Consider the following 23,253-nt stretch of genomic DNA (forward strand, 5'->3'; position numbering starts at 1 on the left):
CCGGCCGCGAACTGCGGTGCCCACCTCGGGCGCGAGCGCCCAGCCGCGGAACCTCGCCACCGGCCCGGCCACTCCAAGCAACTCCATTCCAACAAGGACTTTCATGAAACGCTCCAATGCCGTCATCGCGGCCGCGCCCAACCGCCGCTCGCTCATCCAGCATCACCTGCCCCTGCTCAACGATGCGGAGGTGGTGGCCTTCCTCGACAACACCGCCCCGCCGAGGTTCAGCTCACTGTCGTACAAGCTCGTCCAGGCCAATGAGCCCGCCCTGCTGATCGAGCTCATCTGGATGACCCAGGCCAGAGACGTCTCAGTGTGCGTGGTCGATGCGGCGAACCACGTGGCCCCTCTGCACGACGGCTTCCTGGACTACTTGCTGCAGCACATCGATGAAGTGCCCTGCCTCAACAAGCTCAGCGTGCAACAGGTCACATTGCCCCCGCAGCGCCTGACCAGATGGACTACAAGCCCCAGAAGGACCCGGCCCTGCTGCTGGATCTGCTCGGAAACAACCAGCTGCGTATGACGCATCTGTTCTTTGATGTTCGCGATGGCAACAACCTCGCCTTCAACCAGCACTTCATCGACAGTCTGAGCCGTTGTCTGATGAACAACACCACGCTGGAATCGCTGTGTGTGCCCGGCATCCGGATGTACATGCAGGAGGATCTGCTGCAGTTGACCTCCAATCTGAGCTTCAACCACGAACTGCTCTCGTTGACGCCGCTGGGGCCTTTTGGCAATCAGATGCCGGCACCCGTGCGCAGAAACCAGCGTCAGCGCTACTGGTTCTCGCCAGAGTTCGTGCAGGGTGCGGTCGAGGGCTACCTGCGCTCGCTCGCCGTGCCCGCAGAGCTGGGGAAACGGCTGGCCCAGTACTACGCCCCCACGTCGGCCGAGCGCGCAGTGGGCGGCGCGGCGATGAGCCTGGTCTGCAAGTCCACCTACCAGGGCGCGGTGAAGCTGCGCAGCGAATGCCTTCGCGAAGCCATCCTGGACCACATGCGCACCAACAACCAGGTCAGCTGCCTGGACCTGCTCAACACACTGCTGCAGCACCACGTCAATCTGTTGCCCGAGGACAAGCAGGTGGTCGTTGCATACGCCAAAAACTTCAACCGCCTGAACTTCCTGCCGCAGGGCTACTGAACAGCAGCTCTCTCCCACCCATCGAAGGCTGCGGTGGCCGCGCGCGAGCGCGATCGGTCAGTGGCAGAACCACGCCACTGGCCCAGCCACGTCCAACAACTCCAAATCCAGGGAAACCCATGAAACGCTCCAACGCCGTCATTGTTGCCACGCCCAACCGCCGCTCGCTGATCAGGCACAACCACGCTCTGCTGAACGATCCGGAGGTGGTGGCCTTTCTTGACAACACGGCCGCGCCCATGTTCGGCACACTGGTGAAAAAACTCATCAATGCCAACGAGCCGGAACTGCTGATCGAACTCGTCTGGACGACACAGAGCAACACCTTGTCGCTGTGCATGTTCAACGAGCGTTACCAGGCGGTCCCTCTGCCCGACGGCCTGCTGGATTACCTGCTGCAGCACATGGACCAGATACCTTGTGTCCATCTGTTCATCGTTCAGCGGGCGGTGCTCTCAACGACCTCGTGCACGCTGATGCAAACGGTGCTGGCCGACCCGGCCTGCACGCTCACCGCACTCAGATTCCTGGATTGCAGCTTTGCTGATGCGCACGTCCAGTTTCCTCTCCAGGCGGCCACGGTCCAGTCGCTCCATTGGTATCAGAACCTCGCCATGCCCGGTGCCCTGTCGCCGATGGACCAGATGCTGTCTGCGCTGCCCGGCTGGCACCAGCTCAAAAGCGTGAGCCTTTTCGTGCAGGACAGCCAGCTCAACTTCGCCACGATCACCCAGATGCTCGTGCACAACCCGAATGTCATCGACCTGTCGGTGGAGTGCGAAATTGCGCCCCTGCCTCCAGGCGATCCCGCCTATCAACCCCAGCAGGACCTGGCCCTGCTGCTGGATTCGCTGATGAACAACCAGGTCCGCCTGACGAAGCTGGAGGTGGACGTGCGGGATGGGAGCAACGCCGCCTTCAACCAGCACTTCATCCAGCGCCTGGGCCAGTGCCTGATGAGCAACGTCACGCTGGAGTCGCTGCGGGTGCCGGGCATCCGGATGTGCACGCCGGCGGCTGTGATGCAGTTTCGCACCAGCCTGGACAACAACCACGGGCTGATTTCGCTGTGGCCGCTGGGTCCGTTCGGCCATCAGATGCCGCCGCCTGTGCGCAGAAACGATCAACAGCGCTACTGGTTCACATCCGGATTCGTGCTGGGCGCAGCAGAGGCTTTTTTGCGCCTGTTCGAAGTGCCCGCAGAGATCGGCAAACAGATGGCTCAATACCTTGCGCCCACGCCGGCCGAGAGCGCGCTGGGCGGCGCCGTGATGAGCCTGATCTGCCAGTCCACCCACGAGAGCGCGGTGAACATGCGCAGCGCGGGCCTGAGGGAAGCCGCGAAGACCTACATCCACAGCAACGACTCCACCCGCTGCCGGCTGCTGCTCGGCGCACTGGTGCGGCACAAGATGGATTTGCTGCCCGCGGACAAGCAGGAGTTGGTGGAGTACGCCAAGCATTACAACCGGCTGGACTTCCTGCCGCCCGGCTACGCGCACTGAGAAGCCCTGCTTGAACCACCGGAAACTCGCATGAAACGCTCCAACGCCTCCATCGTCGCCAACCCCAAGCGCCGCTCGCTCATCCTGCACCACCACGAGTTGCTGAACGATCCGGATGTGGTGGCCTTCCTCGACAACACACACAAGCCTTTTTATGAAGGGCTGATGAGCCAACTCATCCAGGCCAACGAGCCTGCGCTGATGCTCGAACTCATCTGGGTGACGCAGCGCAACGCGGTGACACTGCGCAACAGCGACATCCTGGAAGCCACGGTTGCCCTGCCCGACGGCATGCTCGAGTACCTGTTGCAGAACATCGACCAAGTGCCCTGCATCACCTCGCTCACGGTGCAAGTGGCCATGCTGTCGCCAGCCTGCTGCGCCTTGCTTCAAACCGTGCTGTCCGACCCGACCTGCACCCTCACCTCGTTGACCTTCATGAACTGCAGCTTTGCCGACGCGCAGGTGCAGTTTCCCCTGCACGCCACGACCATCCACACGCTCGAATGGATCGAGACCGTGGTGCAGGGCGCCGCAGCGCCGATGGACCAGATGCTGAGCGCCCTGCCCAGCTGGAGCGGGCTTGAAATCCTGCGGCTGGTCAAACGGGAAGAGCCGCTCAATTTCGCCGTGATCACCCAGCTGCTCGTGCACAACCCGAGGATCAACCTCCTGTACCTGATGTGCCACACCGCGCCCGCGGCGCCGGGCGATCCTGCGTACCAGCCCCAGCAGGACCCGGCCTTGTTGCTGAACCTGCTCCGGAACGACCAGACCCCCCTGAAGCGCCTGACCCTGCATGTGATGGATGCGCACAACGACGCGTTCAACCAGCACTTCCTGCAATGCCTGAGCCAGTGCCTGGCGACCAACACCACGCTGGAGTCGCTGGAGGTGCCCGGCATCCAGATGTGCGCACAAGCGGTTCAGGACCAGTTCAATGCCAGCCTGAACATCAACCACTCGCTGATCGCACTGGGGCCGCTGGAAGCTTTCAACGACCAGGTGCCACCCGCCGCTCGCCGGAACCAGCGCCAGCGCTGGTGGTTCACGCAAGACTTCGTGCTGGGCGCGGCCGAGGCGTTCCTGAGCCTGATCGCGCTGCCCAAGGATCTCAAGACCCTGGTGGCCGGGCCCCTCGCATCCACGCCAGCCGAACGCGCCTGCAGCGGTCCCCTGATGGCCCTGATCTGCAAGTCCACCCACCAGAGCGCGGTGAAACTGCGCAGTGCCGGCCTGAAGGAAGCCGCGCTGATCTACATCAGGACCAACGACCGGCCACGCTGTCGGGAACTGCTCGATGCGCTGCTGCAACACCCCCAGTTGAACTTGCTGCCCGACGACAAGCGACAGGTCATCGAGTACGCCCGTATGCGCAGCCGGTTGAATTTCCTGCCTCCCGGTTACGCGCAATGAGAACTGGCGGGGATGCTCTGGCGTTTCAGCCGGCAGCAGGCGAAACACGACCGCCCGGTCGCCGAACGCATGAATCGGTAATGCAAGGTCATTGCCGCTGTACTCGGGCCTTCACCTATCGGCCGGCGTGCCGATACTGTAGGTACGGCCTCGAACACCCTTGTCCTTGGTGCTCCGTTCCGACAGGCCCATCCATTCGAGATATCCCATGCGCACCAACCTGCCCGTCACCCACCAGGAATTCGTCATCCCCGAGGGCGTGACCCTCGTCTCCACCACCGATCTGCAAAGCCGCATCACCTACTGCAACCCGGCCTTCGTGGCGGTCAGTGGCTTCGAGCGCGAGGAACTCATCGGGCAACCGCACAACCTGGTGCGCCACCCCGACATGCCCTCCGAGGCGTTCAGAGACATGTGGGCCACCATGGCCAGCGGCTCGCCGTGGTCGGCGCTGGTGAAAAACCGGCGCAAGAACGGCGACCACTACTGGGTGGTGGCCAATGCCACGCCCGTGATGGTGAACGGCCAGGCGGTGGGCTACATGTCGGTGCGAACCAAGCCCACGCGCGAGCAGATACGGGAAGCCGAGGTGCTGTACACGCGCATGCGCAGCGAGCACGCCGCAGGCAGCCCGAGTCTGGCCTTGCACCACGGCCGTGTGGTCCGCACCGGCCTGGTCGGCCGGTTGCAACGCATGGCACAGCTCACGCTGGGCAAGCGCATCGGTTTCACATCGGTGGGGCTGGCCGGCATCGGTGTGGTCGTCGGCCAATACAGCGCCGCCCACGGCACGGGCGCGCAGTTGGCCGCCGCTGCGGGCCTGCTGGTGATCGCAGCGCTGGCCGCCCTCAGCCTGCGTGCCCAGATCCTTCGGCCACTCATGCAGTCGGTCGGCTTCGCCAACCAGATGGCCGCGGGCGATCTTTCGGCACGTTTCAACGGTGCGAGCAGCGGCGAGTTCGGCCAGCTCGCGCGCGCGCTCAACCAGCTCAATGTGAACCTTCAGGCCGTGGTGTCCGATGTGCGCCACGAGGTCGAAGGGGTTCAGGTGGCGTCCAACGAGATCGCTGCCGGCAACTCCGACCTGTCTTCGCGCACCGAATCGCAGGCGAGCAGCCTGGAAGAAACAGCCGCCTCGATGGAACAGCTCACCAGCACGGTGCAGCAGAGCGCCAACTCGTCTCGCGAAGCCTCGGTGCTCTCACAGCGCTCGGCCACGGTGGCCCGGGAGGGCAACACCGCCATGGCCGAGGTGGTCACCACCATGGACGACATCAGCAAATCGTCGCGTCGCATCGGCGAGATCATCGGCGTGATCGACGGCATCGCCTTCCAGACCAACATCCTGGCCCTCAATGCGGCGGTGGAAGCGGCACGCGCGGGTGAACAAGGTCGCGGCTTTGCGGTGGTCGCCGGCGAGGTGCGCAACCTGGCGCAGCGCACGCTGACCGCCGCCAAGGAGATCAAGGTGCTGATCGACGAATCGGCGGCCAAGGTCATGCACGGCAGCCAGCTGGTGCACAGCGCCGGACAGACCATGGCCAACGTGGTCGGCTCGGTGGAGCAGGTCAATGGCCTGATCGCCGAGATCACCAGCGCCACGCACGAACAGTCGATGGGCCTGGCGCAGATCAACCAGGCGGTGGGCCAGCTCGACTCGGTCACCCAGCAGAACTCGGCCATGGTCGAGGAACTCTCGGCAGCGGCCAGCTCACTGCAGGCACAGGCCCGGGTGATGAGCGAGGCGGTGAAGATCTTCCGGCTGGACAACCGCAAACAGGCCGCCTGACGTCCCTTTCGCCCGGCATCGCCGCACCACGGGCGACACCATTTCCAAGGTGCGCTGGCGTACACTGCCCCGTATCCAATAAGGCGAGGTAGAACCTTCCGCAAGCAAGGTTCCCGTATCGGAGGAGGGAGGCACCGATGACAGCCCAACGCATTGCGCTGGACGAGTATCTGGGACAGGCGTTCAACCGCATTCCCGTGGCCATGATCGTGGTCAACGGGGAGGGCCGCATCATCCGGCTCAACGAGCTGGCGGAAACCACCTTCGGCTACGCCAGCGAGGAGCTGATCGGGCAGAAGGTCGAGGTGCTGGTTCCCGAGCGCTATCGCCACAAACACCCAGGCTACCGGGGTGGCTTCCTGGCCGAGCCCAGCGCCCGACCCATGGGCGCCGGTCGCGACCTCAGCGGATTGCGCAAGGATGGCAGCGAATTCCCGGTGGAAATCGGCATCAACCCCGTGGAGACCGGCGAGGGGCCGATGATCCTTTCGGTGATCCTGGACCTGAGCGAGCGCAAGCTCAGCGAGAAGCGCATCCAGGACGCGCTGCAGCAAAAGGACCTGCTGCTCAAGGAAGTGCACCACCGGGTGAAGAACAACCTGCAAGTCATCCACAGCCTGCTGGACCTGCAGGCCCTCAAGATGGTCGACAGCGACCTGGTGGAGGTGCTGCGCGACAGCCAGAACCGCATCCGCTCCATGTCGCTCATTCACCAGACGCTCTACCAGTCGCAGAACTTCGCGCAGGTGGACTTCCAGCGGTTTCTGGGCGAACTCCTGCCGCGGCTCACCGAGTCGTATGGCGCCCGTTCGAGGCAGGTGCACATCGACATCCGCTCCACCGACGTCAAGCTGCCGATCAACGAAGCCATCCCGTGCGGGCTGATCGTCAACGAGCTGGTGAGCAATGCGCTCAAGCACGGTTTTCCCCACGACCAGAGCGGCACCGTGCTGGTGGAGATCCGCCAGAACGATGAGCAGGCGGTGGAGCTCTCGATCAGCGACGACGGCCAAGGCATCCCGCCCGACATGGACCTGGACAAGTCCGATTCGCTCGGCCTGCAACTGGTGCACCTGCTCACCCGTCAACTGCACGGAGAGCTGCATGTCCAGCGCGACAACCCCACCCGGTTCACCTTGAAATTCCGCATGGGCGACAAAGCATGAAACCCTCTGCACACATCCTGATCGTCGAAGACGAAGGCATCGTCGCCTTCAACCTGCAGCAGCGCCTCTCGCACATGGGCTACCACGTGCCCGCCGTGGCCGTCTCGGGCAACGAGACCCTGGCGCTGGTGTCGAAATCCCGCCCCGATCTGATCCTCATGGACATCCACATCGAGGGCTCCATGGACGGCATCGATGTGGCCGGGCGCATCAACGAAACGCACCCGGTGCCGGTGATCTACCTCACCGCCTATTCGGAAGATTCCACGCTGGAGCGCGCGCGCCAGACACGGCCCTATGGCTACCTCATCAAGCCGTTCTCGGAGCGCGAACTGCACGCCACCATCCAGATGGCACTGGAGCGTCATTCGGCAGAGAAGGCCCTGGCCGAGAGTCAGCAGTTGCTTCAGCAGGCGCTGGATGCAGCCCAGATGGGCACCTTGGAGTTCGACTGCGACGCCGACCACCTGCGCCTGTCGCCCAACTCGGCCCTTCTTCTTGGCCAACCGCAGGACCGCGCCCTCACATTCGCCGAGTTCCTGTCCAATGTGGACGAGGCCGATCGCCCGGCCTTCGCCGTCCGCATGGACGGGTCCCACACGCCGCTGCACAAATTCAGCCAGGAATTTCGGGTGCTGCACGCAGGGCAGGACGACCGCTGGCTCAAGATCGACGCCAGCCCGTTGCCGGGCCACCGCTTGAGCGGCATCGTGCAGAACATCACCGATCGCAAGCTGGCCGAAATCCACCTGAGCGAGCTCAACGAACGCCTGGAACAACAGGTGAGCGAACGCACCAGCGAACTGCAGCAAAGCCTGCGCGAACTGGAGACCTTCACCTACTCGGCCGCCCACGACCTGCGCGCGCCCATCCGGGCCATCGCGGGGCTGAGCACGGTGATGATCGAAGACTACGCCATCGGGCTGGGCGACCAGGGCACCAAGCTGCTGCAGACCATGGGGTCTTCGGCGTCGCGCATGAGCGACCTGATCGATGCCTTGCTGGAAATGTCGCGCCTGTCGCGCTCGGCGATGAACCTCACCGAGGTCGACATCAGCCAGATCGCCAGCGAATCGGGCGAAGCGCTCATGGCCTCCGAGCCGGGCCGGCGGGCCGTGATCACGGTGGCCCCAGGCATGAAGGCGCTCGCGGATGACACCCTGCTGCGCTGCGTGATCGACAACCTGATGCGCAACGCCTGGAAGTACAGCGCGAAGAAGGACACCACCCGCATCCTGGTGGACAGCTTCGTGAATGAGGAGGGCACGGTCTTCTTCGTGAGGGACGAAGGCTGTGGCTTCGACATGAAGTTCGCCGAACGGCTGTTCGCCCCGTTCAACCGACTGCACAACCAGACCGAGTTCAGCGGTTCGGGCATTGGCCTGAGCATCGTCAAGCGCATCGTTTCACGCCACGGCGGCCGCGTCTGGGCCACCTCGGTGCCCGGCGAAGGCTCGACCTTTTGCTTCACCCTGCAGGCCTGACCTTCCGCTGGCCGAGCGCAGATCGTCACTCGGCCAATCGATCTCCCAGCTGCACCACATGCGCCTCTTGGGGATCGACCTTGCCCGCATGCAGGTCCGCGATCACCGCCTGCGCATGCAAAAAGCGATGGCCCCGTTGTTCGGATTTGGAACGCGCAGGGCTGGGAGGACGTGACCACGCGCGCCGTGGCGCTGGAAACCGGCATTGCGGTCGGCACGCTGTACGACTACTTTCCCGGCAAGGAAGCGCTGCTCTCGGGGTACGTACGGCATTGCGTCGACCGGTTGAATCCGCCGCCCGTTCAGGACGCTTCTGACGCTTCGGTGGGCGCTGGCCGCACGATGGTGACCGGCACGAGGCAGTTCTGCACCATGTGTTGCGCCACCGAACCCAGGCCACGCTCGCTCTCGCCGCTGCCGTGGGCGCTCATGATCACCGCGTCGCACTCGTGGCTCTCCACCAGCTCGGCCAGCGCGTGGGCCGGGTCACCGCTGGCCACCACTTCCTCCACCAGCTGGCTGGCAGAAGTGAGCAGCGCCACAGCAGGACGGACCAGATCGTGCCCGGCGGCGTCGCTCACCTCGTGCAGCACGTCGGGATCGTGCGCCACCACGAGTTCGTAGAGGTTGGGCGCTTCCTGCACGTTGGCCACCACGAAACGGGCTTTCAGACCCGAGCTGACCAGGCGCATGGCATGGTAGGCGGCGTGCATGGACTGGGCAGAGCCATCGACGGGAATGAGGTACTTGATCATGGATGTTTCCAGGGTTAGACCCGCTCGTTGAGCAGGCACCAGTAGAGTTCGATGTGCTCGGCGACTTCAATGAACTTGCTGAAACTCACCGGCTTCTCGATATAGGAATTCACGCCCAGATCGTAGGCGGTCTTGAGATCGGAGTTCTCTCGCGACGAGGTGAGCACCACCACCGGGATGCGCCGAAACTCGGGGTGAGCCTTGAGTTTCTGCAGCACCTCCAGACCATTGACCTTGGGCAGGTTGATGTCGAGCAGTATGACCGCCGGCACGGGCTCGCCCGCTTCCCAGCGCGCCATGAAAGCCAGCGCCTCTTCCCCATCTCGCGCGATCTGGATCGTGTTGGAGAACTTCTTCTTGTTGAAGGCGCGCAGCGTGAGGTCGAGGTCCATCGGGTTGTCCTCGACCAGCAGGATGGGCGGCAGGGAGGCAGGCTTGCTCATGACGGAAACTCCAAAAAGAAAGTGGCGCCCTGTCCCGGCTGGCTCTCGGCCCAGACGCGACCGCCCATGCGTTGCACGGCTTTGGCCACCAGCGCCAGGCCCAGGCCGGTGCCCTGGTAGTCCTCGGCGCGTTGCAAACGCTGAAAGATGCCGAAGATGCGGTCGTGGTATTTCATGTCGAAGCCCACCCCGTTGTCACGCACCCAGAGGATACGATGCGCGCCCTCGGTGCGGGCGCCAATCTCGACCACAGGCTGGTCCCTGGTGCGGCTGAACTTGATGGCATTGCCCACGAGGTTGCGCAGCACCACCGCCATGCCTTCCCGATCAAGCTTCAGCACCATGGGCTCCAGGTTCAGGCTCAGCCGCACATCGGTGCTCTCGATGTCGGCGGCATGGCCTTCGATCACCTGCGTCACCAGGGCCGGCACATCCACCCGCTGATGTTCCATGGTGCGCCGCTCCATGCGCGAGTAGTCCAGCAGGCCGGAGATCAGGTCGCCCATCTGCAGCACGCCGCGGCGGATGCGAACCAGGAACTGGCGCCCCTCTTCGTTGAGCTGAGCGCCGTGCTCCTCTTCGAGCAACTGGCTGTAGCCGTCGATCCCCCGCAAAGGGGCCTTGAGATCGTGCGAGACGGTGTACGAGAAGGCCTCCAGTTCCTCGTTGAGGCCTCGCAGCTGGGCGGTGCGTTCAGTCACGCGTTGCTCCAGCGCGGCATTGCTCTGCTCCAGCGTGGCCTGGGCCAGTTTGAGCTGCGTGATGTCGAGCAGGGTGCCGCTGTAGGTGTGGTGCCCGGTAGCGGTGGGCTTGCTCTGCACGCTGCCCCGGAACCAGCGCAACGCACCCAGGTCGGGATGGCGGCGAAACTCGGCGGTGATCATCTCCTCGCTGCCGGGGACCGAGCGCATGAAACGATCGGCCAGCGCGCGATCGTCGGGGTGGATGCAGTCGAGATAGGCCACCAGATCGGGCGGTGGACCCAGTGCTTCGTCGCGCCCGATGCCGCGGTACATCTGGCGCGACCACCAGACGCTCTGACTTTGGGTGTCGTATACCCAGCTGCCCAGCCCGGCCATGGACTCGGCCAGTTCCAGCAGGTCCCTCTGCTTGCCGATGGCCGCTTCGGCCTGCAGCCGCTCGGTGATGTCCTTGATGGTGGCGAACAGGTGCTTGAGCGTGCCGTCGGGGTGGCGCACCGCGCGCACGTCGATCTCGGTGTGCACGAAGCTGCCGTTCTTGCGCACGAAGCGCTTGCGCATCGAGTAGTTGTCGGTGCGGTTGGCCAGCATCTGGTCGCGCAAGGCCAGGTTCTGGTCCAGATCGGGCTGGGGTGTCATTTCGGCCCAGGTCATGCGCGTGAGCTCTTCGCGCGAATAACCCAGGATCACGCACAGCTGGCTGTTGACCTGCAGCCAACGCGTGGAGCCGGGTGCGGAGATCGCCATGCCGATGAAGGGCAGTTCGTAGAACAGGCGCAGGAACTCGGCCTGCTCCTGCTGCGCGAGCTGGGCTTCTTTCTGCACCGTGATGTCGAGCAGGATCCCGCTGATGTCGGTGATGACGCCGTGCTCGTCACGGGTCAGTGTGGTGCGGTCGTCAACCCAGACCCAGCCTCCGTCGGCGCAGCGCAGCCGGTATTCCTGGCGGTGTTCGTCTGGCCCATCCTTGAAGTAGCGGGCGGCCTCGATCGTCACGCGTTCGATGTCTTGCGGGTGGATGAGCTGCGCGTAGGTCAATTCGCCGTGCAACAGCTCCCCGGGCTGGTAGCCCCACTGCGCCACCGACTGGCTGACATAACTCATGGGCCAACCGGGCTCGTCGCGCCACTCGACCACCACCACGGGCGAACGGTCGACCAGATCGACCAGGTGCCGCAGCCGTGTCTGCCCGCTCAGCAAGCGCTCGGCCATGCGGTCGGCTTCGCTGCCGATCATGGCCAGTTCGTCGTGCCCCTGCAGCCCGGCGCGGGCCTGTAACTCCCCTTCGCCCATGCGCTTGAGGGCCAGGGCCAGGCGCCGGGCCCGGCGAAACCACACCAGATGCACCACCAGCGCCAGCAGGATGGTCAGGCCCAGCAACAACAGGCCTTCGCGCAGGGCTTCCTGCTGCATGCCGGCAAACCGCATGGCCTGGGGCAGGCCCAGATCGACCACCGCGATCAGGCGCCGACCCGTGGTGAACGGCACCACACCCACCAGTTGCCGCGTGGCCGCCAGGTGAACCACGGTGATGGCCACCTCCGATGGCCCGTTGAACACCACGCCACTCACGCCGGCGAGGTCGGCGCGCCGCCGCAGCAGTTCGCCGAACGGTTGCCCGATGTCGGAGCGCACCAGCGAAGCCTGCACCAGACCGTTGGGCTGCAGCAGCCAGGTGTGCTGCATACCGCTGTAGAGCCCCATGCCGCCCACCAGCCGGCGCACCAGGACCTGGTTGTCCATGCCCGACTGAACGCTCAGGCGGCTCTGCTCCACACTCAGGCGCTCGCGCAGCCGCCGGGTCTCCTGATCCAGCACCTGCGCGCCCACCTGGCGCGCCTGCACGACGTAGTTGATGGTGGACGCCGTGAGCGCAAACAACACCAGCATCAAGGGCATGAGCCAGCGACCCGGCAGGGCCAGGCGGGACGACAGCCTCATCACTGCGAGGCCTGCCTGCTGGCCTGAAAGCGGCGCATGGGTGCACCATCGATCAGTTGGTCCCAACGCGGTGGCTGGCGCAGCAGTCCGACCTCGGTCAGTGTGTCCACCACGTTCTGTGCCTGCGCCGCCAGCGCTGGCGGGTTGCCCGAGAGTTCGCGCTCGGACGCCTCCCGGGAATAAAAAAGCAAACCGCCCAGCACCGCCAGGTAGTCCGACGGTGAGAGATCGGTGCCTTGGGCCAGCGACTCGGCAGCGCCGGGCGTGTCGAGCTGGAACACGTGCAGGCCGGCGTACCAGGCCCCCAGCAGTGCATCGACGTCGGCGGGGCGTTGCTTCAGCACGTCCTTGCGCACCACCAGCACGTCCAGGATTTCGCCGGGCATCTCGCTGCTGTCAAAGATGCGCCGGTAGCCGGCTTGCCCCATGGCGCCGGCCAGGGGCTCGTAGGTCACGGCCGCGCCGACCCGGGCGTTGCGCAAGGCCCCCAGGTGCTCCGTCACCTCCAGGTTGACCACCTTCACGTCGGCCCGGCTCAGACCCGCCTTCTTCAACATGCGGTGCAGCAGCAAGGACCCCACGGCCGAGTCTTCCACCGCGATGAACTCGCCCTTGAGTTGCGCCAGCGAGCCGATGCGCGGTGCGACCATCACGACATCGCCACCGTTGGACGCATCGAGCATGGCCACGATGCGCACCTCCACGCCGCTGTCGGCGAGCCGCAAGACTTCGTCGAGCGTGAGCGTGGCTGCATCGAGCAGACCGTTGCGCAAGTGGCGCAGCGTCTCCGATCCGGACGGCAGCTCCACCACGCGCAGCCGGCGCGGGTCGGCCAGGCCGCGGTCGCGCGCGAGCACCAGCGGGTCGTAACCTACCCAGGGATTCATGCCCACGGTGAGCGGCGGCATGACCGGGTCCCCACAGGCGGCCAGCGCCAACACCACCACGGCAGCGGCACAGCGCCACGCACGGCCTCGCCATCCGCTTCGCAGATCACCTCTCCCCTGTTCGCCGGCCATCGGTGGGCTTGCGCCATGTGTCATAGGAACGTGTTGTCAGTCCATCGGGAAACCACAGGATCACGCACAACATTCTGTTGCACCTACCCTGCCCAGTGTAGGGGGGCCGGGGTCGCGTTCGCGTCACGAAGGCGCAACACCCCTGGCCCGCGGCGCGCAAAAAGTCCTGTTCCAACACGGCTCCCGGCCCCGCTCGGCATACTGAACCTTTGCCCCTGAACGAGAACTCACCCCGCATGATCAAAATTTCAGAGGTGTCCATGCACTACCAGCTGGGCTCGGCACGCATCGACGTGTTGCGCTCGGTGAACCTCTCGGTGGCCGCGGGCCAGCGCATCGCCATCACCGGGCCCTCGGGCTCGGGCAAGACTTCCCTGTTGCTGCTGCTCTCGGGGCTGGAGCGCCCGGCCGGTGGGCGCATCACCATCGACGGCACCGAACTCGGGGCCATGGACGCCGACGCGCTGGCCGACCTGCGGCGCGATCGCATCGGCATCGTGTTCCAGTCGTTTCACCTGTTGCCCAGCCTGAGCGCGCTGGACAACGTGGCCCTGCCGCTGCAGATGGCCGGCCAACGCGACGCCCACAGCCGCGCCGCTGCCCTGCTGCAACGCGTCGGCCTGGGCGCGCGGCAAGACCACTACCCCAGCCAGCTCTCGGGAGGCGAACAGCAGCGCGTGGCGATTGCGCGGGCGCTGGTGCACCGCCCGCGCCTGCTGCTGGCCGACGAGCCCACCGGCAATCTGGACGACCACACCGGCGAGGCCATCCGCGACCTGCTGTTCGAACTCAATCGGGAGGCCGGCACCACGCTGGTGCTGGTGACGCACGATCCCGACTTTGCCGCCCGCTGCGACCGCGTGCTGCGGCTGCACGACGGCCACCTGAGCGCCATCAAGACCACCGGACAGGCAGTCGATGCGGTTCCTGTTTAGCCTGGCCTGGCGAGACCTGCGCGCCAGTGGCCGGCACCTGTGGATCTTCTGCGCCTGCCTGGTGCTGGGCGTGGCCCTGGTCACGGCCGGCGGCGGGCTGTACCGCCAGGTGGCCGACGCGCTCAAGAGCGACGCGCGCCTGCTGTTCGGCGGCGACCTCGAAGTGGAGCAGTCCGAGGCGCTGGCGCCCGAGGTGCTGGCCTGGATGAACGAGCGCGGCGCGGTCTCTCGGCTGGTGGAGCTGCGCACCATGCTGCGAGCGCCCGACGGTCGGGCGCAACTGATCGAACTGCAAAGCGCCGACGAGCACTACCCGCTGTACGGCACGGTGGAACTCGCACCGGCCGGGCCACTGGCCGCCACCCTGGCCCACAACAACGGCGTGTGGGGTGCGGCGCTGGACGCCACGCTGGCCCAGCGTCTGGACCTCCAACCCGGCGACACCGTGGAGGTGGGCAACCTCAGCCTGGAGGTGCGCGCCCTGGTGGTGCGCCAGCCCGACCGCAGCCTGCGCGCCGACTGGGGCGGCGCCCCGGTGCTGGTGGCCGACGGTGCCCTCGCCGCCACCGGACTGGTGCAGCCGCTCAGCCGCGTGGAGTACCACTACCGCGTGCGCACCGCGCAGCCCGCCGATTGGCGCGACGCCTTCATCGCGGCGTTCCCGAATCTGGCGGCCGAAGTCACCACCTTTGACGAGCGCAGCGACCGCATGGCCGAGGTGCTGGGCCAGATCGGCTCGGGCTTGTTGCTCATCGGTTTCTCGGCCCTGTTCATTGGCGGGCTGGGGGTGTTCAACAGCGTGCAGGCCTACCTGCAAGGCAAGCTCGGCACGCTGGCCACGCTGCGCGCCGTGGGCCTGCGCGATGGCCACCTGGCCGCGCTGGTGCTGCTGCAGATCCTGATACTGGCGCTGCTCTCCAGTCTGGGCGGCGTTGTGATCGGCAACGCACTCGCCCTGGGCGGCACGCTGGCCGCGGCGCAGCAGCTGCCGCTGGCGCCGCTGCTCATGGGGCTGTGGCTGCCCTCGCTGGTGGGGCTGTGCTTCGGCGTGCTCACCGCGCTCACCTTCGCGCTGCCCGCGCTGGGCCGCGCGCTGTCGGTCTCGCCAGCCGCGCTGTTTCGCGGCATCGACGGCAACACGCTGAAAACGCCCAGGCGCGTGTGGTGGCTCACCGGCGGCGTGGCCGCGGTGGTGGGCACGCTGGTGGTGGCCAGCGTGCCCGATGCCCGTTTTGGCCTGGCCTTCGTGGTGGCCACGGTGCTGCTGCTGGTCGTGCTCGAAGGCGTGACGCGCCTGCTGCGTGGCCTGGCGCGCCGCCAGCTCAACCGCCCGGGTGCACAGTTGCCGTTTGAACTGCGCCTGGCCATGGCCGGCCTGCAGCGCAGCGATTCGCCGCTGCGCGCCGCGCTGCTTTCGCTGGGTGCCGCGCTCACGCTGCTGGTGGCCTGCACGCTGGTGGTCACCTCGCTCCTGCGCGCGGTGAACGAGACCGTGCCCGAGAACGCACCGGCCCTGGTGTTCTACGACGTGCAGACCGACCAGATCCCGCTGCTGCATGACACGCTGAACGCGCAGCCCAGCCTGCGCCAGCTCACCACCGCGCCGCTGGTGCTGGGCCGCCTCATCGAGGTGAACGGCGAGGCGCTGCGCGACAGCGACGATGGCCAACGCGTGCGCGAAGCGCGCGACGAGCAGAAGTTCAGCAACCGCGCCGGCAACATCGACGACGTGGTGATCCGCGACGGTGCCTGGTGGCCCGCCAACCACACCGGCGCGCCCCTGGTGGCCATGGAAGACCGTGAGGCTGACCAGCTCGGTCTGAAAGTGGGCGATCGCCTCATTTTCGACATCCTGGGCGCACCGGTGCAGGCCGAGCTGACCGCCATCTACAGTCAGCAGCGGCTGCAGGCGCGCCTGTGGCTGGAAGGCATCTTCAGCGACGGCGTGCTCGACCCCCACATCACACGCCACGTGGGCGCCGCCTGGCTCGACCCCGACGAAGCCCTGCAAGCGCAAGACCAACTGGCCGCGGCCGCTCCCAACATCGCCACCGTGCGCACCGAAGCGCTGTTGCGCGAAACGCGCGCGCTCATGGGTCGCGCCAGCAGCGGCCTGGCGCTGGTGGCCGGCGTGTGCCTGGCGGCCAGCCTGCTGGTGCTCGCCAGCGTGGTGGCCAGCAGCCGCGCGCGCCAGGTGTTCGAGGCCACGGTGATGCACGCGGTGGGCGCGCGCCTCTCGAGCCTGCGGCGTGTGTTGTATTGGGAATACCTGCTGCTCGCGGTGGTGACCGCCGGCTTCGCCACGCTGGCCGGCAGCGCGCTGGCCACCGGGCTGTTGCGCTGGCGCCTCGACCTTGACCCCATGGGCCTGTACTGGACCGGCGCACTCACCGCCATCGGCGTGAGCGCAGTGAGCCTGGGGCTGGGTGCGCGCTATCTGCTGGCGCAGATGCGGCTGAACCCGGCCATGTTGCTGCGCAGCGGCACCTGATCTGCGATCGCGGCCACTGCGTGCGCTGTCGTACAGACGGCCATCGGCGCGCTTCTGACACTGGAAGCTGTCACCACTCGGTCTCAACGCCCCCACAACAATCATGCACCGCATCACCACCGCCGACCAGACATCGCTCTACCTCAAGGACTGGGGGGAAGGCAGCCCGGTCGTGCTCATCCACGGCTGGCCCTTGAGCGCCGACTCCTGGGACGACCTGGCCGTCTCGCTGGTCGAAGCGGGCCACCGCGTCATCGCCTACGACCGCCGGGGCTTCGGCCGCTCGTCGCAGCCCTGGAACGGGTACGACTACGACACCCTGGCCGACGACCTGTGGGAAGTGATGGAGCAGCTGGACGTGCAGGACGCCGCGCTGGTGGGCTTCTCCATGGGCGGTGGCGAGGTGGCCCGCTACATGTCGCGCCACAGCGGCAAGAACGTGGTGAAGACCGCGCTGATCTCCTCGGTGCTGCCGTTTCGCCTGAAGACCGCCGACAACCCCACCGGCGCGGAAGCGTCGGCCTTCGACAAGACCGCCAAGGCCCTGGCCGACGACCGCGCGAAGTTCTTCACCGGCTTCTTCCGCGACTTTTTCGGCCTGGGCTCACCCGACAGCCGCGTCAGTGACGAAACCCTGCGCTGGGCGCACAACATCGCCATGCAGGCCGGCCTGCGCCCCACCGTGGCCTGCATGCGCGCGTTCTCCAGCACCGATTTCCGCCCCGACCTCGCGGCGTTTGACGTGCCCACCCTGTTGATCCACGGCACCGACGACAAGACCGTGCCGATCGCGGCGTCCAGCCGCCTGGCGGCCCCGGCCATCGCCGGTGCGCAGCTGGTCGAATACGAAGGCGCGCCCCACGGCCTGTTTGTCAGCCACAAGCAGCGCCTGGCCAAGGACCTGCTGGCGTTTCTGAAAGCCTGAGGGGGCCAGCCGCCATGGCCAAGCGCACGGTTGCGTCCAGCTGGGTGACGGTTTTCAACCGCAACCTGGCCACACTCACCCGCAACACGCGACGCGCACAGACGCGCACCGCGAAAGCCGTGGTGAAGCAGGTCACAGCCAAGACCAGGCAGCCACCACCCACGCCCGGCGACTGGCTCAGCGGCATGGCCATCGGGCCGGGTGGCGCACGCCGTTATCGCCTCTACCGCCCGCCCGACCTCCAAGCTGGCGAGCGCCTGCCACTGCTGGTGATGCTGCATGGCTGCGGCCAGGACGCCGCCGGCTTTGCGCTGAGCACACGCATGAATGCGCTCGCCCGGCGCGAGCGTTTTCTGGTGCTCTACCCCGAACAAGACCGCCTGGCCAGCGCGCAGCGTTGCTGGAACTGGTTCGACACGCGCAGCGGGCGCGCACACGGTGAGGTGGCATTGATCCTCGCCGCCATCGATCAGGTCTGCCTGCTGCAACCAGTGGACCGCGCCCGCGTGGCGCTCGCCGGCCTGTCGGCCGGTGCGAGCATGGCCGCGCTGATCGCATCGAGACACCCCGCGCGCTTCAAGGCGGTGGTGATGCACTCGGGCATCGGGCCGGGCGCGGCCGATTCCACCGCCACCGCGCTGGCAGCCATGCGCGGGCACCGACTGCCCGCGCCGTGGTCGCCTGCGCCCGGCCAGATGCTGCTGCCCCTGCCGCCACTGCTGGTGATCCAGGGTGGGCGCGACGCCGTGGTGGCCGCCAGCAACGGTGCCGCCGCCGCCGGGGTGTGGGCCCTCGCCGGCGGTGCGGCAGCGGGCACCCGGCGCAGCCAGCAGCGTGGCCAGCGCCACCCCATGCACGTGACCGACTTCAAACACCGGGGCCGCACCGCCGTGACCTTGATCGACGTGGACCAGCTCGGCCACGCCTGGAGCGGCGGCGCGGCCAACCAGCCCTACAGCGACGCGCAAGGACCCGACGCCTCCCGCATGGTCTGGGCCTTTGTGTCGCGGCAGTTCGGTGTCGCCAGGAAGCCCGCTGCGCCCACCGCGCGCCCGGCATCGGCCCGACCCTCCCCGTTCTTCGCACACCCCTTCTTCTTCAACCCGTTCAAACTCCCTTCCGAGGCACTCGCATGAACAAGGATCACATACTGGGCACGATCAAGCTGGCACTCGGCTCGCTCGAGGAGCGTTGTGGCCAGGTCACCGGCAGCACACGCTGGCGCCTCTCGGGCGTGAAGCGGCAGGTGGTCGGCCAGACGCAGCGCCTCGTGGGCAACGCTCGGGAAACCATGAAGGGTGCGACACTCAAACGATGAACCGACCTCCGATCTACCCCGAACCCCCGCCGATGAGTGCACCCACCACCGGCAACGCGGTCGGCGACAACACCGCGCCCATCACCGCGCCTGTTGATCCGCTGTTCCTCGCGGCGCCGCGTGTGTCCACCTTCCACGGCAAGCAGCCCCTGACCAACGCCAGCGGCTTCTTCTTCGAGCGCGACGGCCGCCTGTTCCTCGTGACCAGCCGCCACGTGGTGATCGACGAAGACACGCAACATTTCCCCGACCGGCTGGAGATCGAGCTGCACCTGGACGCGTCCAACCTCACGCGTTCCACCGGCTTTTCGATGCTGCTCTACAACGAAGGCGAGGCCGTGTGGCACCAGGGCCGCGACAGCGGTGGCGAGATCGACGTGGCCGTGATCGAACTCGACCGCAGCGCGCTGCCCGGCGAGTCGGTGATCCGCGCCTTCAGCCCGGCCCACCTGTCGAGCAACTTCGACGAAGTGCACCCCGGCGAATCACTGCTGGTGGTGGGCTTCCCGCTCGGCTTTCACGACGCCCTGCACCACCTGCCGGTGCTGCGCCACGCGGTCATTGCCTCGCCGTACGGCATCCGCTTCCAGGGCAACGGCTACTTTCTGACCGACGCCCGCACCCACCGCGGCACCAGTGGAGCCGCCGTGGTGATGCGCGACCCCTCCCCCGAAGCCCGGACCGCCGCCCTGCCCTGGAAGCTGCTGGGCGTGCATTCATCCCGCATGGACATGGGCGACCGGGATCTGGTGCTGGACGAATCGCTGGGCCTGAACTGCGCCTGGTATGCGGACATCCTGCTCACGCTGACGGCGCCTCGGGAGAGTGACGCGGAGGACTGACATGCCGCGTCCCCGGGCTTGATACGGCGGGTCATCCGACAATCCGTCCATGACCCTCCCCATCCGCCCCGCCGTGCTCAACAGCCCGGACTACCCCTTCATCCCCGTCAACGCCCCGATCAAGCTCGACCAGAACGAGTCGTTCGCCGACTTTCCCGACGAGCTGAAGGCCATTGCGCTGGAGCGGCTGCGCCATGCGCCGTGGCACCGCTACACCGATCTCAACGCCGAGGCCTTGAGCGAGGCCATCGCCGCGCACGATGCCTGGCCGGCCTCGGGCACGGTGGTCACCACCGGCAGCAATGTGTTGATCGCCTTGCTGATCCAGCTGTGTGCGCTGGTTGGGCGGGTGGTCACGGTCAAACCCAACTTCGCGCTGTATGCGCTTGATGCCAAGCTGCTCGGCGCCTCACTGACCGAGGTGCCCTTGCGGGCCGACGCGTCGCTGGACATGGACGCCGTGATCGACGCTCTGGGCCCGTCCACGGGCGAAGGTCCGCACGGCGTCATCTACATCCCGCGCCCGCATGCACCCACCGGCTCGCTCTGCGCGCTGGACGAACTGGAGCGCCTGGCAGTGGCCTGCCCGGGTTGGCTGCTGGCGGTGGACGAGGCCTACCATCACTTCGCGCCCGACGATGCACGCGCGCTCGCCCGGCAACATGAACACGTGGTGCTGCTGCGCACCTTCTCCAAGGCCTGGGGGCTGGCGGGGGCAAGGCTGGGTTATGCGCTGGCCTCTGACGCGGTGGCACGCCAATTGCGCAAGTTGGTGCCGCCGTTTGGGGTGTCGCTGATGCAGACGGTGTGCGCTCAAGTGGCGCTGGAGCATGCGGGTTATGTGCAGGAGCGCGTGGCGATCACGCTGCATGAGCGCGAGCGCGTGGCCACTGCGCTGAGGACACACCCCAACTGGCAGGTGTTGCCGTCGCACGCCAACTTCCTGCTGATCCGCACACCCGATGCGGCTGCCGCGCACGCCGACTTGCTCGCGCAAGGTGTGCTGGTGCGCCGACAGGACAGCCTGCATGGGCTGCAGGGCTGCATCCGCGTGACGGTAGGCACCGTTGAAGAGAACAGCGCGTTCCTGCGCGCCGCAGGTGTGAGCTGAGCGTTTAGCGCACCACCGGCGCACCGGGCATGGGTTGCATCGGCTGCATCGGCTGCATCGGCTGCGGGGGGGCCATGGGCGGCATCGGTTCCGGGAGTGGCATGGGCCGTGCGGGTGGCATGGGTTGCATCGGCGGAATTGCCGGCACCGGCGTGACCAACTCCCGGATCACGCCACCACCTTCCACCGATCCACTCACGGTGCCCTCGCCGCGCACCATGCGCTCGCAGAGGGCCTTGTTTTCGGGCGGCAGCTCGGTGCAGCGCTTCAGGGCGTTCTGCATGCGCGACTCCGGGGTGTCGCTGATCGTTGGCCTGCGGTTCTTGTTCTGGGCGCGAACCGCGGCGGCCTCGCGCAGACAACTGGTGCGCTCGTGCTGCGAGTCGCTGCGCATGCAGGCCGCGCGGTCTTGCTCGTAGGTGGACTGGGCCCAGACCCCCGCGGTGGACAAGGCACAGGCCGCGACCAGGGCGGTGCGGGCCAGAATGAGTGACGGTTGTTTCATGGTGTTCCTTATGTGCGCTGTACGACGTGCGCGCTTCAATGCAGACACGCTACCCGGCGCTGCGTGTAAGGTCTGTGCTCCAGCGCACCCATGACCCGGAGACACCGATGAGCCTTGTCCATTTGTTGCTGCGCCACGCGCGCCAGACCCCCGACCGCCCCGCCATCCTTCACGGCACCCAAGCCTGGGCCACCCACGGCCAGTGGGCGCAACGCAGCGCGGGGCTGGCGCAGCGCATGGTGGCCGCCGGTCTGGTGCCAGGCGACCGCGTGGTGCTGTTCATGCGCAACCACCCGCGCTACCTGGAGATCCTCTGGGCCGCCTGGTGGGCCGGGCTGGTGGTGGTGCCGGTGAATGCCAAACTGCACCCACGCGAGGCCGAGTGGATCGTGGCCAACGCCGGCGCGCGCTGGGGCTTCGTCACGCACGATGTGGCCCCCGAGCCGCTGGCCGGGCTGGAGCAGCAGATCGATGTGGAGTCCGCCGCGTGCGACGGTCTGCTCGCACCCGTGAGCGATGCGTGGGCGGTGCCGGTGATCGAGCGCGATGCGCAGGACGTGGCCTGGTTGTTCTACACCAGCGGCACCACCGGTCGCCCCAAGGGCGTGATGCTCACGCACCGCAACCTCATGACCATGGGGCTCACCTACTTCGTCGACGTGGACCCGGTGACGACCGAGGACGTGATCGCCTACGCCGCGCCCATGTCGCACGGCGCGGGCATCTACGCCATCCCGCACCTCATGGCCGGTGCTCGCCATGTGGTGCCGGCGTCTGGCGGTGTGGACCCGGCCGAGCTGTTCGCGTTGGGCGAGGCCCTCGGGCCGCTCTCCACCTTTGCCGCACCCACCATCGTCAAGCGCCTGGTGGACCACGCCGAGCAACACGGCCTGTCCGCAGACACTTCGGCACGCGCCTTCAAGACCATCGTGTACGGCGGCGCTCCCATGTACGCGGCCGACATCGCACGCGCCTTGCGCGTGATGGGGCCGCGCTTCGTGCAGATCTACGGCCAGGGCGAGACACCGATGGTGGGCACCGCGCTCTCGCGCCAGCAACTCGCCGACACCACGCACCCGCGCTGGGCCGAGCGCATGGCCTCGGTGGGTGTGGCGCAGACACCGGTGCAGGTGCGCGTGGCCGACACCGAAGGCCGCAGCCTGCCCACGGGTGAGGTGGGTGAGGTGCTCATCAAGGGTGACAGCGTGATGGCCGGCTACTGGCTCAACCCCGAGGCCTCGGCCGCCGCCGTGCGCGACGGCTGGCTCTTCACCGGCGACGTGGGTTGCCTGGACGCCGATGGCTTCCTCACCCTCAAGGACCGCAGCAAGGACCTCATCATCAGCGGCGGCTCCAACATCTACCCGCGCGAGGTCGAAGAGGTGCTGCTCACCGCGCCGGGTGTGGCCGAGGTGGCGGTGGTGGGCGCACCGGACGCCGAGTGGGGCGAGGTGGTGGTGGCCTTCGTGGTGGCTCAATCCCGCGCGAGCGTGACCACCGAGCAGCTGGATGCGCACTGCCTGGCGCAAATGGCGCGCTTCAAACGACCCAAGCGTTATGTGCTGGTGAACGAGCTGCCCAAGAACAACTACGGCAAGGTGCTCAAGACGGAGTTGCGCACCCGGTTGTGAGGCGCTGAAGCGTGGGGTGTGTGTTGCCTGTGGTCACGGGTGTTTCTGTTTGTGATTCGCTGGCACAGCTAAACCATTCCGTTACCTGTCAACGATGGAACCGCAGCGTGTTTTGGGCATCTAC

20 protein-coding genes and 1 pseudogene are annotated in these 23,253 nt (G+C 66.7%); 16 read left to right on the forward strand and 5 right to left on the reverse strand.

Translation table 11 applies throughout. The features are described 5' to 3' along the window. Positions 1–103: 103 nt before the first annotated feature. From ASE11_RS07245 to ASE11_RS26870, 8 genes and pseudogenes are all read left to right on the forward strand, one after another. A complete protein-coding gene (locus ASE11_RS07245; protein WP_056268686.1) occupies positions 104–529 on the forward strand; it encodes a hypothetical protein in 426 nt (141 codons plus the stop codon). After that, positions 460–1,152, forward strand: coding sequence for a hypothetical protein (locus tag ASE11_RS07250; protein WP_156406259.1), 693 nt, complete (start codon positions 460–462; stop codon positions 1,150–1,152). The genes ASE11_RS07245 and ASE11_RS07250 overlap by 70 nt, the downstream gene beginning before the upstream one ends. A 119-nt stretch (positions 1,153–1,271) precedes the next feature. Then, positions 1,272–2,657: a hypothetical protein gene (locus ASE11_RS07255; protein WP_056268691.1), complete on the forward strand. Its 1,386-nt coding sequence runs from the start codon at positions 1,272–1,274 to the stop codon at positions 2,655–2,657. Between the two features lie 30 nt (positions 2,658–2,687). Beyond that, positions 2,688–4,073 carry a hypothetical protein gene (locus ASE11_RS07260; protein WP_056268693.1) on the forward strand — a complete coding sequence of 462 codons (1,386 nt, stop codon included), beginning with the start codon at positions 2,688–2,690 and terminating at the stop codon, positions 4,071–4,073. 208 nt (positions 4,074–4,281) lie between these two features. After that, on the forward strand, positions 4,282–5,862 hold the full coding sequence (locus ASE11_RS07265) for a PAS domain-containing methyl-accepting chemotaxis protein (protein ID WP_056268695.1): 1,581 nt from the start codon (positions 4,282–4,284) through the stop codon (positions 5,860–5,862). Between the two features lie 137 nt (positions 5,863–5,999). Further along, positions 6,000–7,028, forward strand: a complete 1,029-nt coding sequence (locus ASE11_RS07270) for a sensor histidine kinase (protein WP_056268698.1) — start codon at positions 6,000–6,002, stop codon at positions 7,026–7,028. Continuing rightward, a complete protein-coding gene (locus ASE11_RS07275; protein WP_056268700.1) occupies positions 7,025–8,512 on the forward strand; it encodes an ATP-binding protein in 1,488 nt (495 codons plus the stop codon). Before ASE11_RS07270 ends, ASE11_RS07275 begins: the two co-directional genes overlap by 4 nt. 144 nt (positions 8,513–8,656) lie before the next feature. Next, positions 8,657–8,755: pseudogene (locus tag ASE11_RS26870) on the forward strand (helix-turn-helix domain-containing protein); the annotation flags it as partial. A gap of 59 nt (positions 8,756–8,814) precedes the next feature. Here ASE11_RS26870 and ASE11_RS25735 read toward each other — a convergent pair. The 4 genes from ASE11_RS25735 to ASE11_RS07295 are packed head-to-tail and all read right to left on the reverse strand — an operon-like array spanning position 8,815 to position 13,260. Then, a complete protein-coding gene (locus tag ASE11_RS25735; RefSeq protein ID WP_056268702.1) occupies positions 8,815–9,267 on the reverse strand; it encodes a universal stress protein in 453 nt (150 codons plus the stop codon). 14 nt (positions 9,268–9,281) lie between these two features. Next, positions 9,282–9,710, reverse strand: coding sequence for a response regulator (locus tag ASE11_RS07285; RefSeq protein ID WP_056268705.1), 429 nt, complete (start codon positions 9,708–9,710; stop codon positions 9,282–9,284). Beyond that, positions 9,707–12,352, reverse strand: coding sequence for a sensor histidine kinase (locus tag ASE11_RS07290; protein WP_056268707.1), 2,646 nt, complete (start codon positions 12,350–12,352; stop codon positions 9,707–9,709). Before ASE11_RS07290 ends, ASE11_RS07285 begins: the two co-directional genes overlap by 4 nt. Then, the gene (locus tag ASE11_RS07295) at positions 12,352–13,260 is read right to left on the reverse strand and encodes an ABC transporter substrate-binding protein (RefSeq protein ID WP_162258031.1); all 909 of its coding nucleotides are present in this window, start codon (positions 13,258–13,260) and stop codon (positions 12,352–12,354) included. The genes ASE11_RS07290 and ASE11_RS07295 overlap by 1 nt, the downstream gene beginning before the upstream one ends. A gap of 347 nt (positions 13,261–13,607) precedes the next feature. Here ASE11_RS07295 and ASE11_RS07300 point away from each other — a divergent pair, with 347 nt between their 5' ends. From ASE11_RS07300 to ASE11_RS07330, 7 genes are all read left to right on the forward strand, one after another. After that, entirely contained in the window at positions 13,608–14,306 is a 699-nt protein-coding gene (locus ASE11_RS07300) for an ABC transporter ATP-binding protein (protein ID WP_056268712.1), read from the forward strand. After that, complete coding sequence (locus ASE11_RS07305; protein WP_056268713.1) at positions 14,290–16,797, forward strand: ABC transporter permease; 2,508 nt, start codon at positions 14,290–14,292, stop codon at positions 16,795–16,797. The genes ASE11_RS07300 and ASE11_RS07305 overlap by 17 nt, the downstream gene beginning before the upstream one ends. A gap of 103 nt (positions 16,798–16,900) precedes the next feature. Further along, on the forward strand, positions 16,901–17,722 hold the full coding sequence (locus ASE11_RS07310) for an alpha/beta fold hydrolase (protein WP_056268716.1): 822 nt from the start codon (positions 16,901–16,903) through the stop codon (positions 17,720–17,722). Between the two features lie 14 nt (positions 17,723–17,736). Then, on the forward strand, positions 17,737–18,858 hold the full coding sequence (locus tag ASE11_RS07315) for an alpha/beta hydrolase family esterase (RefSeq protein WP_082585587.1): 1,122 nt from the start codon (positions 17,737–17,739) through the stop codon (positions 18,856–18,858). Further along, positions 18,855–19,040, forward strand: coding sequence for a hypothetical protein (locus ASE11_RS07320; protein ID WP_056268717.1), 186 nt, complete (start codon positions 18,855–18,857; stop codon positions 19,038–19,040). Before ASE11_RS07315 ends, ASE11_RS07320 begins: the two co-directional genes overlap by 4 nt. A 32-nt stretch (positions 19,041–19,072) precedes the next feature. Beyond that, entirely contained in the window at positions 19,073–19,882 is an 810-nt protein-coding gene (locus tag ASE11_RS07325) for a S1 family peptidase (protein ID WP_056268720.1), read from the forward strand. A 49-nt stretch (positions 19,883–19,931) separates the two neighbouring features. Next, the gene (locus tag ASE11_RS07330) at positions 19,932–20,993 is read left to right on the forward strand and encodes a pyridoxal phosphate-dependent aminotransferase (protein WP_056268723.1); all 1,062 of its coding nucleotides are present in this window, start codon (positions 19,932–19,934) and stop codon (positions 20,991–20,993) included. A 4-nt stretch (positions 20,994–20,997) separates the two neighbouring features. Here the strand turns inward: ASE11_RS07330 and ASE11_RS07335 are convergent, their stop codons facing one another. Further along, positions 20,998–21,498, reverse strand: coding sequence for a hypothetical protein (locus tag ASE11_RS07335; RefSeq protein WP_056268725.1), 501 nt, complete (start codon positions 21,496–21,498; stop codon positions 20,998–21,000). Positions 21,499–21,605: 107 nt separating this feature from the next. On the opposite strand from ASE11_RS07335, the gene ASE11_RS07340 reads away from it, so the two are divergent. Then, positions 21,606–23,129, forward strand: a complete 1,524-nt coding sequence (locus ASE11_RS07340) for a class I adenylate-forming enzyme family protein (protein WP_056268728.1) — start codon at positions 21,606–21,608, stop codon at positions 23,127–23,129. Positions 23,130–23,253 lie beyond the last annotated feature (124 nt).

Origin of the sequence: Hydrogenophaga sp. Root209 (genome assembly GCF_001428625.1) — a bacterium.
GTDB lineage: Bacteria > Pseudomonadota > Gammaproteobacteria > Burkholderiales > Burkholderiaceae_C > Hydrogenophaga.

What these genes read in the sequence shown, in the direction of transcription:
- ASE11_RS07275 (WP_056268700.1), top strand. Translation starts at nt 7,025, where the DNA reads ATGAAACCCTCTGCACACATCCTGATCGTCGAAGACGAAGGCATCGTC.
- ASE11_RS07260 (WP_056268693.1), top strand. Translation starts at nt 2,688, where the DNA reads ATGAAACGCTCCAACGCCTCCATCGTCGCCAACCCCAAGCGCCGCTCG.
- ASE11_RS25735 (WP_056268702.1), bottom strand. Translation starts at nt 9,267, where the DNA reads ATGATCAAGTACCTCATTCCCGTCGATGGCTCTGCCCAGTCCATGCAC.
- ASE11_RS07305 (WP_056268713.1), top strand. Translation starts at nt 14,290, where the DNA reads ATGCGGTTCCTGTTTAGCCTGGCCTGGCGAGACCTGCGCGCCAGTGGC.
- ASE11_RS07290 (WP_056268707.1), bottom strand. Translation starts at nt 12,352, where the DNA reads ATGAGGCTGTCGTCCCGCCTGGCCCTGCCGGGTCGCTGGCTCATGCCC.
- ASE11_RS07270 (WP_056268698.1), top strand. Translation starts at nt 6,000, where the DNA reads ATGACAGCCCAACGCATTGCGCTGGACGAGTATCTGGGACAGGCGTTC.
- ASE11_RS07285 (WP_056268705.1), bottom strand. Translation starts at nt 9,710, where the DNA reads ATGAGCAAGCCTGCCTCCCTGCCGCCCATCCTGCTGGTCGAGGACAAC.
- ASE11_RS07255 (WP_056268691.1), top strand. Translation starts at nt 1,272, where the DNA reads ATGAAACGCTCCAACGCCGTCATTGTTGCCACGCCCAACCGCCGCTCG.
- ASE11_RS07330 (WP_056268723.1), top strand. Translation starts at nt 19,932, where the DNA reads ATGACCCTCCCCATCCGCCCCGCCGTGCTCAACAGCCCGGACTACCCC.
- ASE11_RS07340 (WP_056268728.1), top strand. Translation starts at nt 21,606, where the DNA reads ATGAGCCTTGTCCATTTGTTGCTGCGCCACGCGCGCCAGACCCCCGAC.
- ASE11_RS07335 (WP_056268725.1), bottom strand. Translation starts at nt 21,498, where the DNA reads ATGAAACAACCGTCACTCATTCTGGCCCGCACCGCCCTGGTCGCGGCC.
- ASE11_RS07315 (WP_082585587.1), top strand. Translation starts at nt 17,737, where the DNA reads ATGGCCAAGCGCACGGTTGCGTCCAGCTGGGTGACGGTTTTCAACCGC.
- ASE11_RS07295 (WP_162258031.1), bottom strand. Translation starts at nt 13,260, where the DNA reads ATGCCGCCGCTCACCGTGGGCATGAATCCCTGGGTAGGTTACGACCCG.
- ASE11_RS07300 (WP_056268712.1), top strand. Translation starts at nt 13,608, where the DNA reads ATGATCAAAATTTCAGAGGTGTCCATGCACTACCAGCTGGGCTCGGCA.
- ASE11_RS07320 (WP_056268717.1), top strand. Translation starts at nt 18,855, where the DNA reads ATGAACAAGGATCACATACTGGGCACGATCAAGCTGGCACTCGGCTCG.
- ASE11_RS07250 (WP_156406259.1), top strand. Translation starts at nt 460, where the DNA reads ATGGACTACAAGCCCCAGAAGGACCCGGCCCTGCTGCTGGATCTGCTC.
- ASE11_RS07265 (WP_056268695.1), top strand. Translation starts at nt 4,282, where the DNA reads ATGCGCACCAACCTGCCCGTCACCCACCAGGAATTCGTCATCCCCGAG.
- ASE11_RS07310 (WP_056268716.1), top strand. Translation starts at nt 16,901, where the DNA reads ATGCACCGCATCACCACCGCCGACCAGACATCGCTCTACCTCAAGGAC.
- ASE11_RS07245 (WP_056268686.1), top strand. Translation starts at nt 104, where the DNA reads ATGAAACGCTCCAATGCCGTCATCGCGGCCGCGCCCAACCGCCGCTCG.
- ASE11_RS07325 (WP_056268720.1), top strand. Translation starts at nt 19,073, where the DNA reads ATGAGTGCACCCACCACCGGCAACGCGGTCGGCGACAACACCGCGCCC.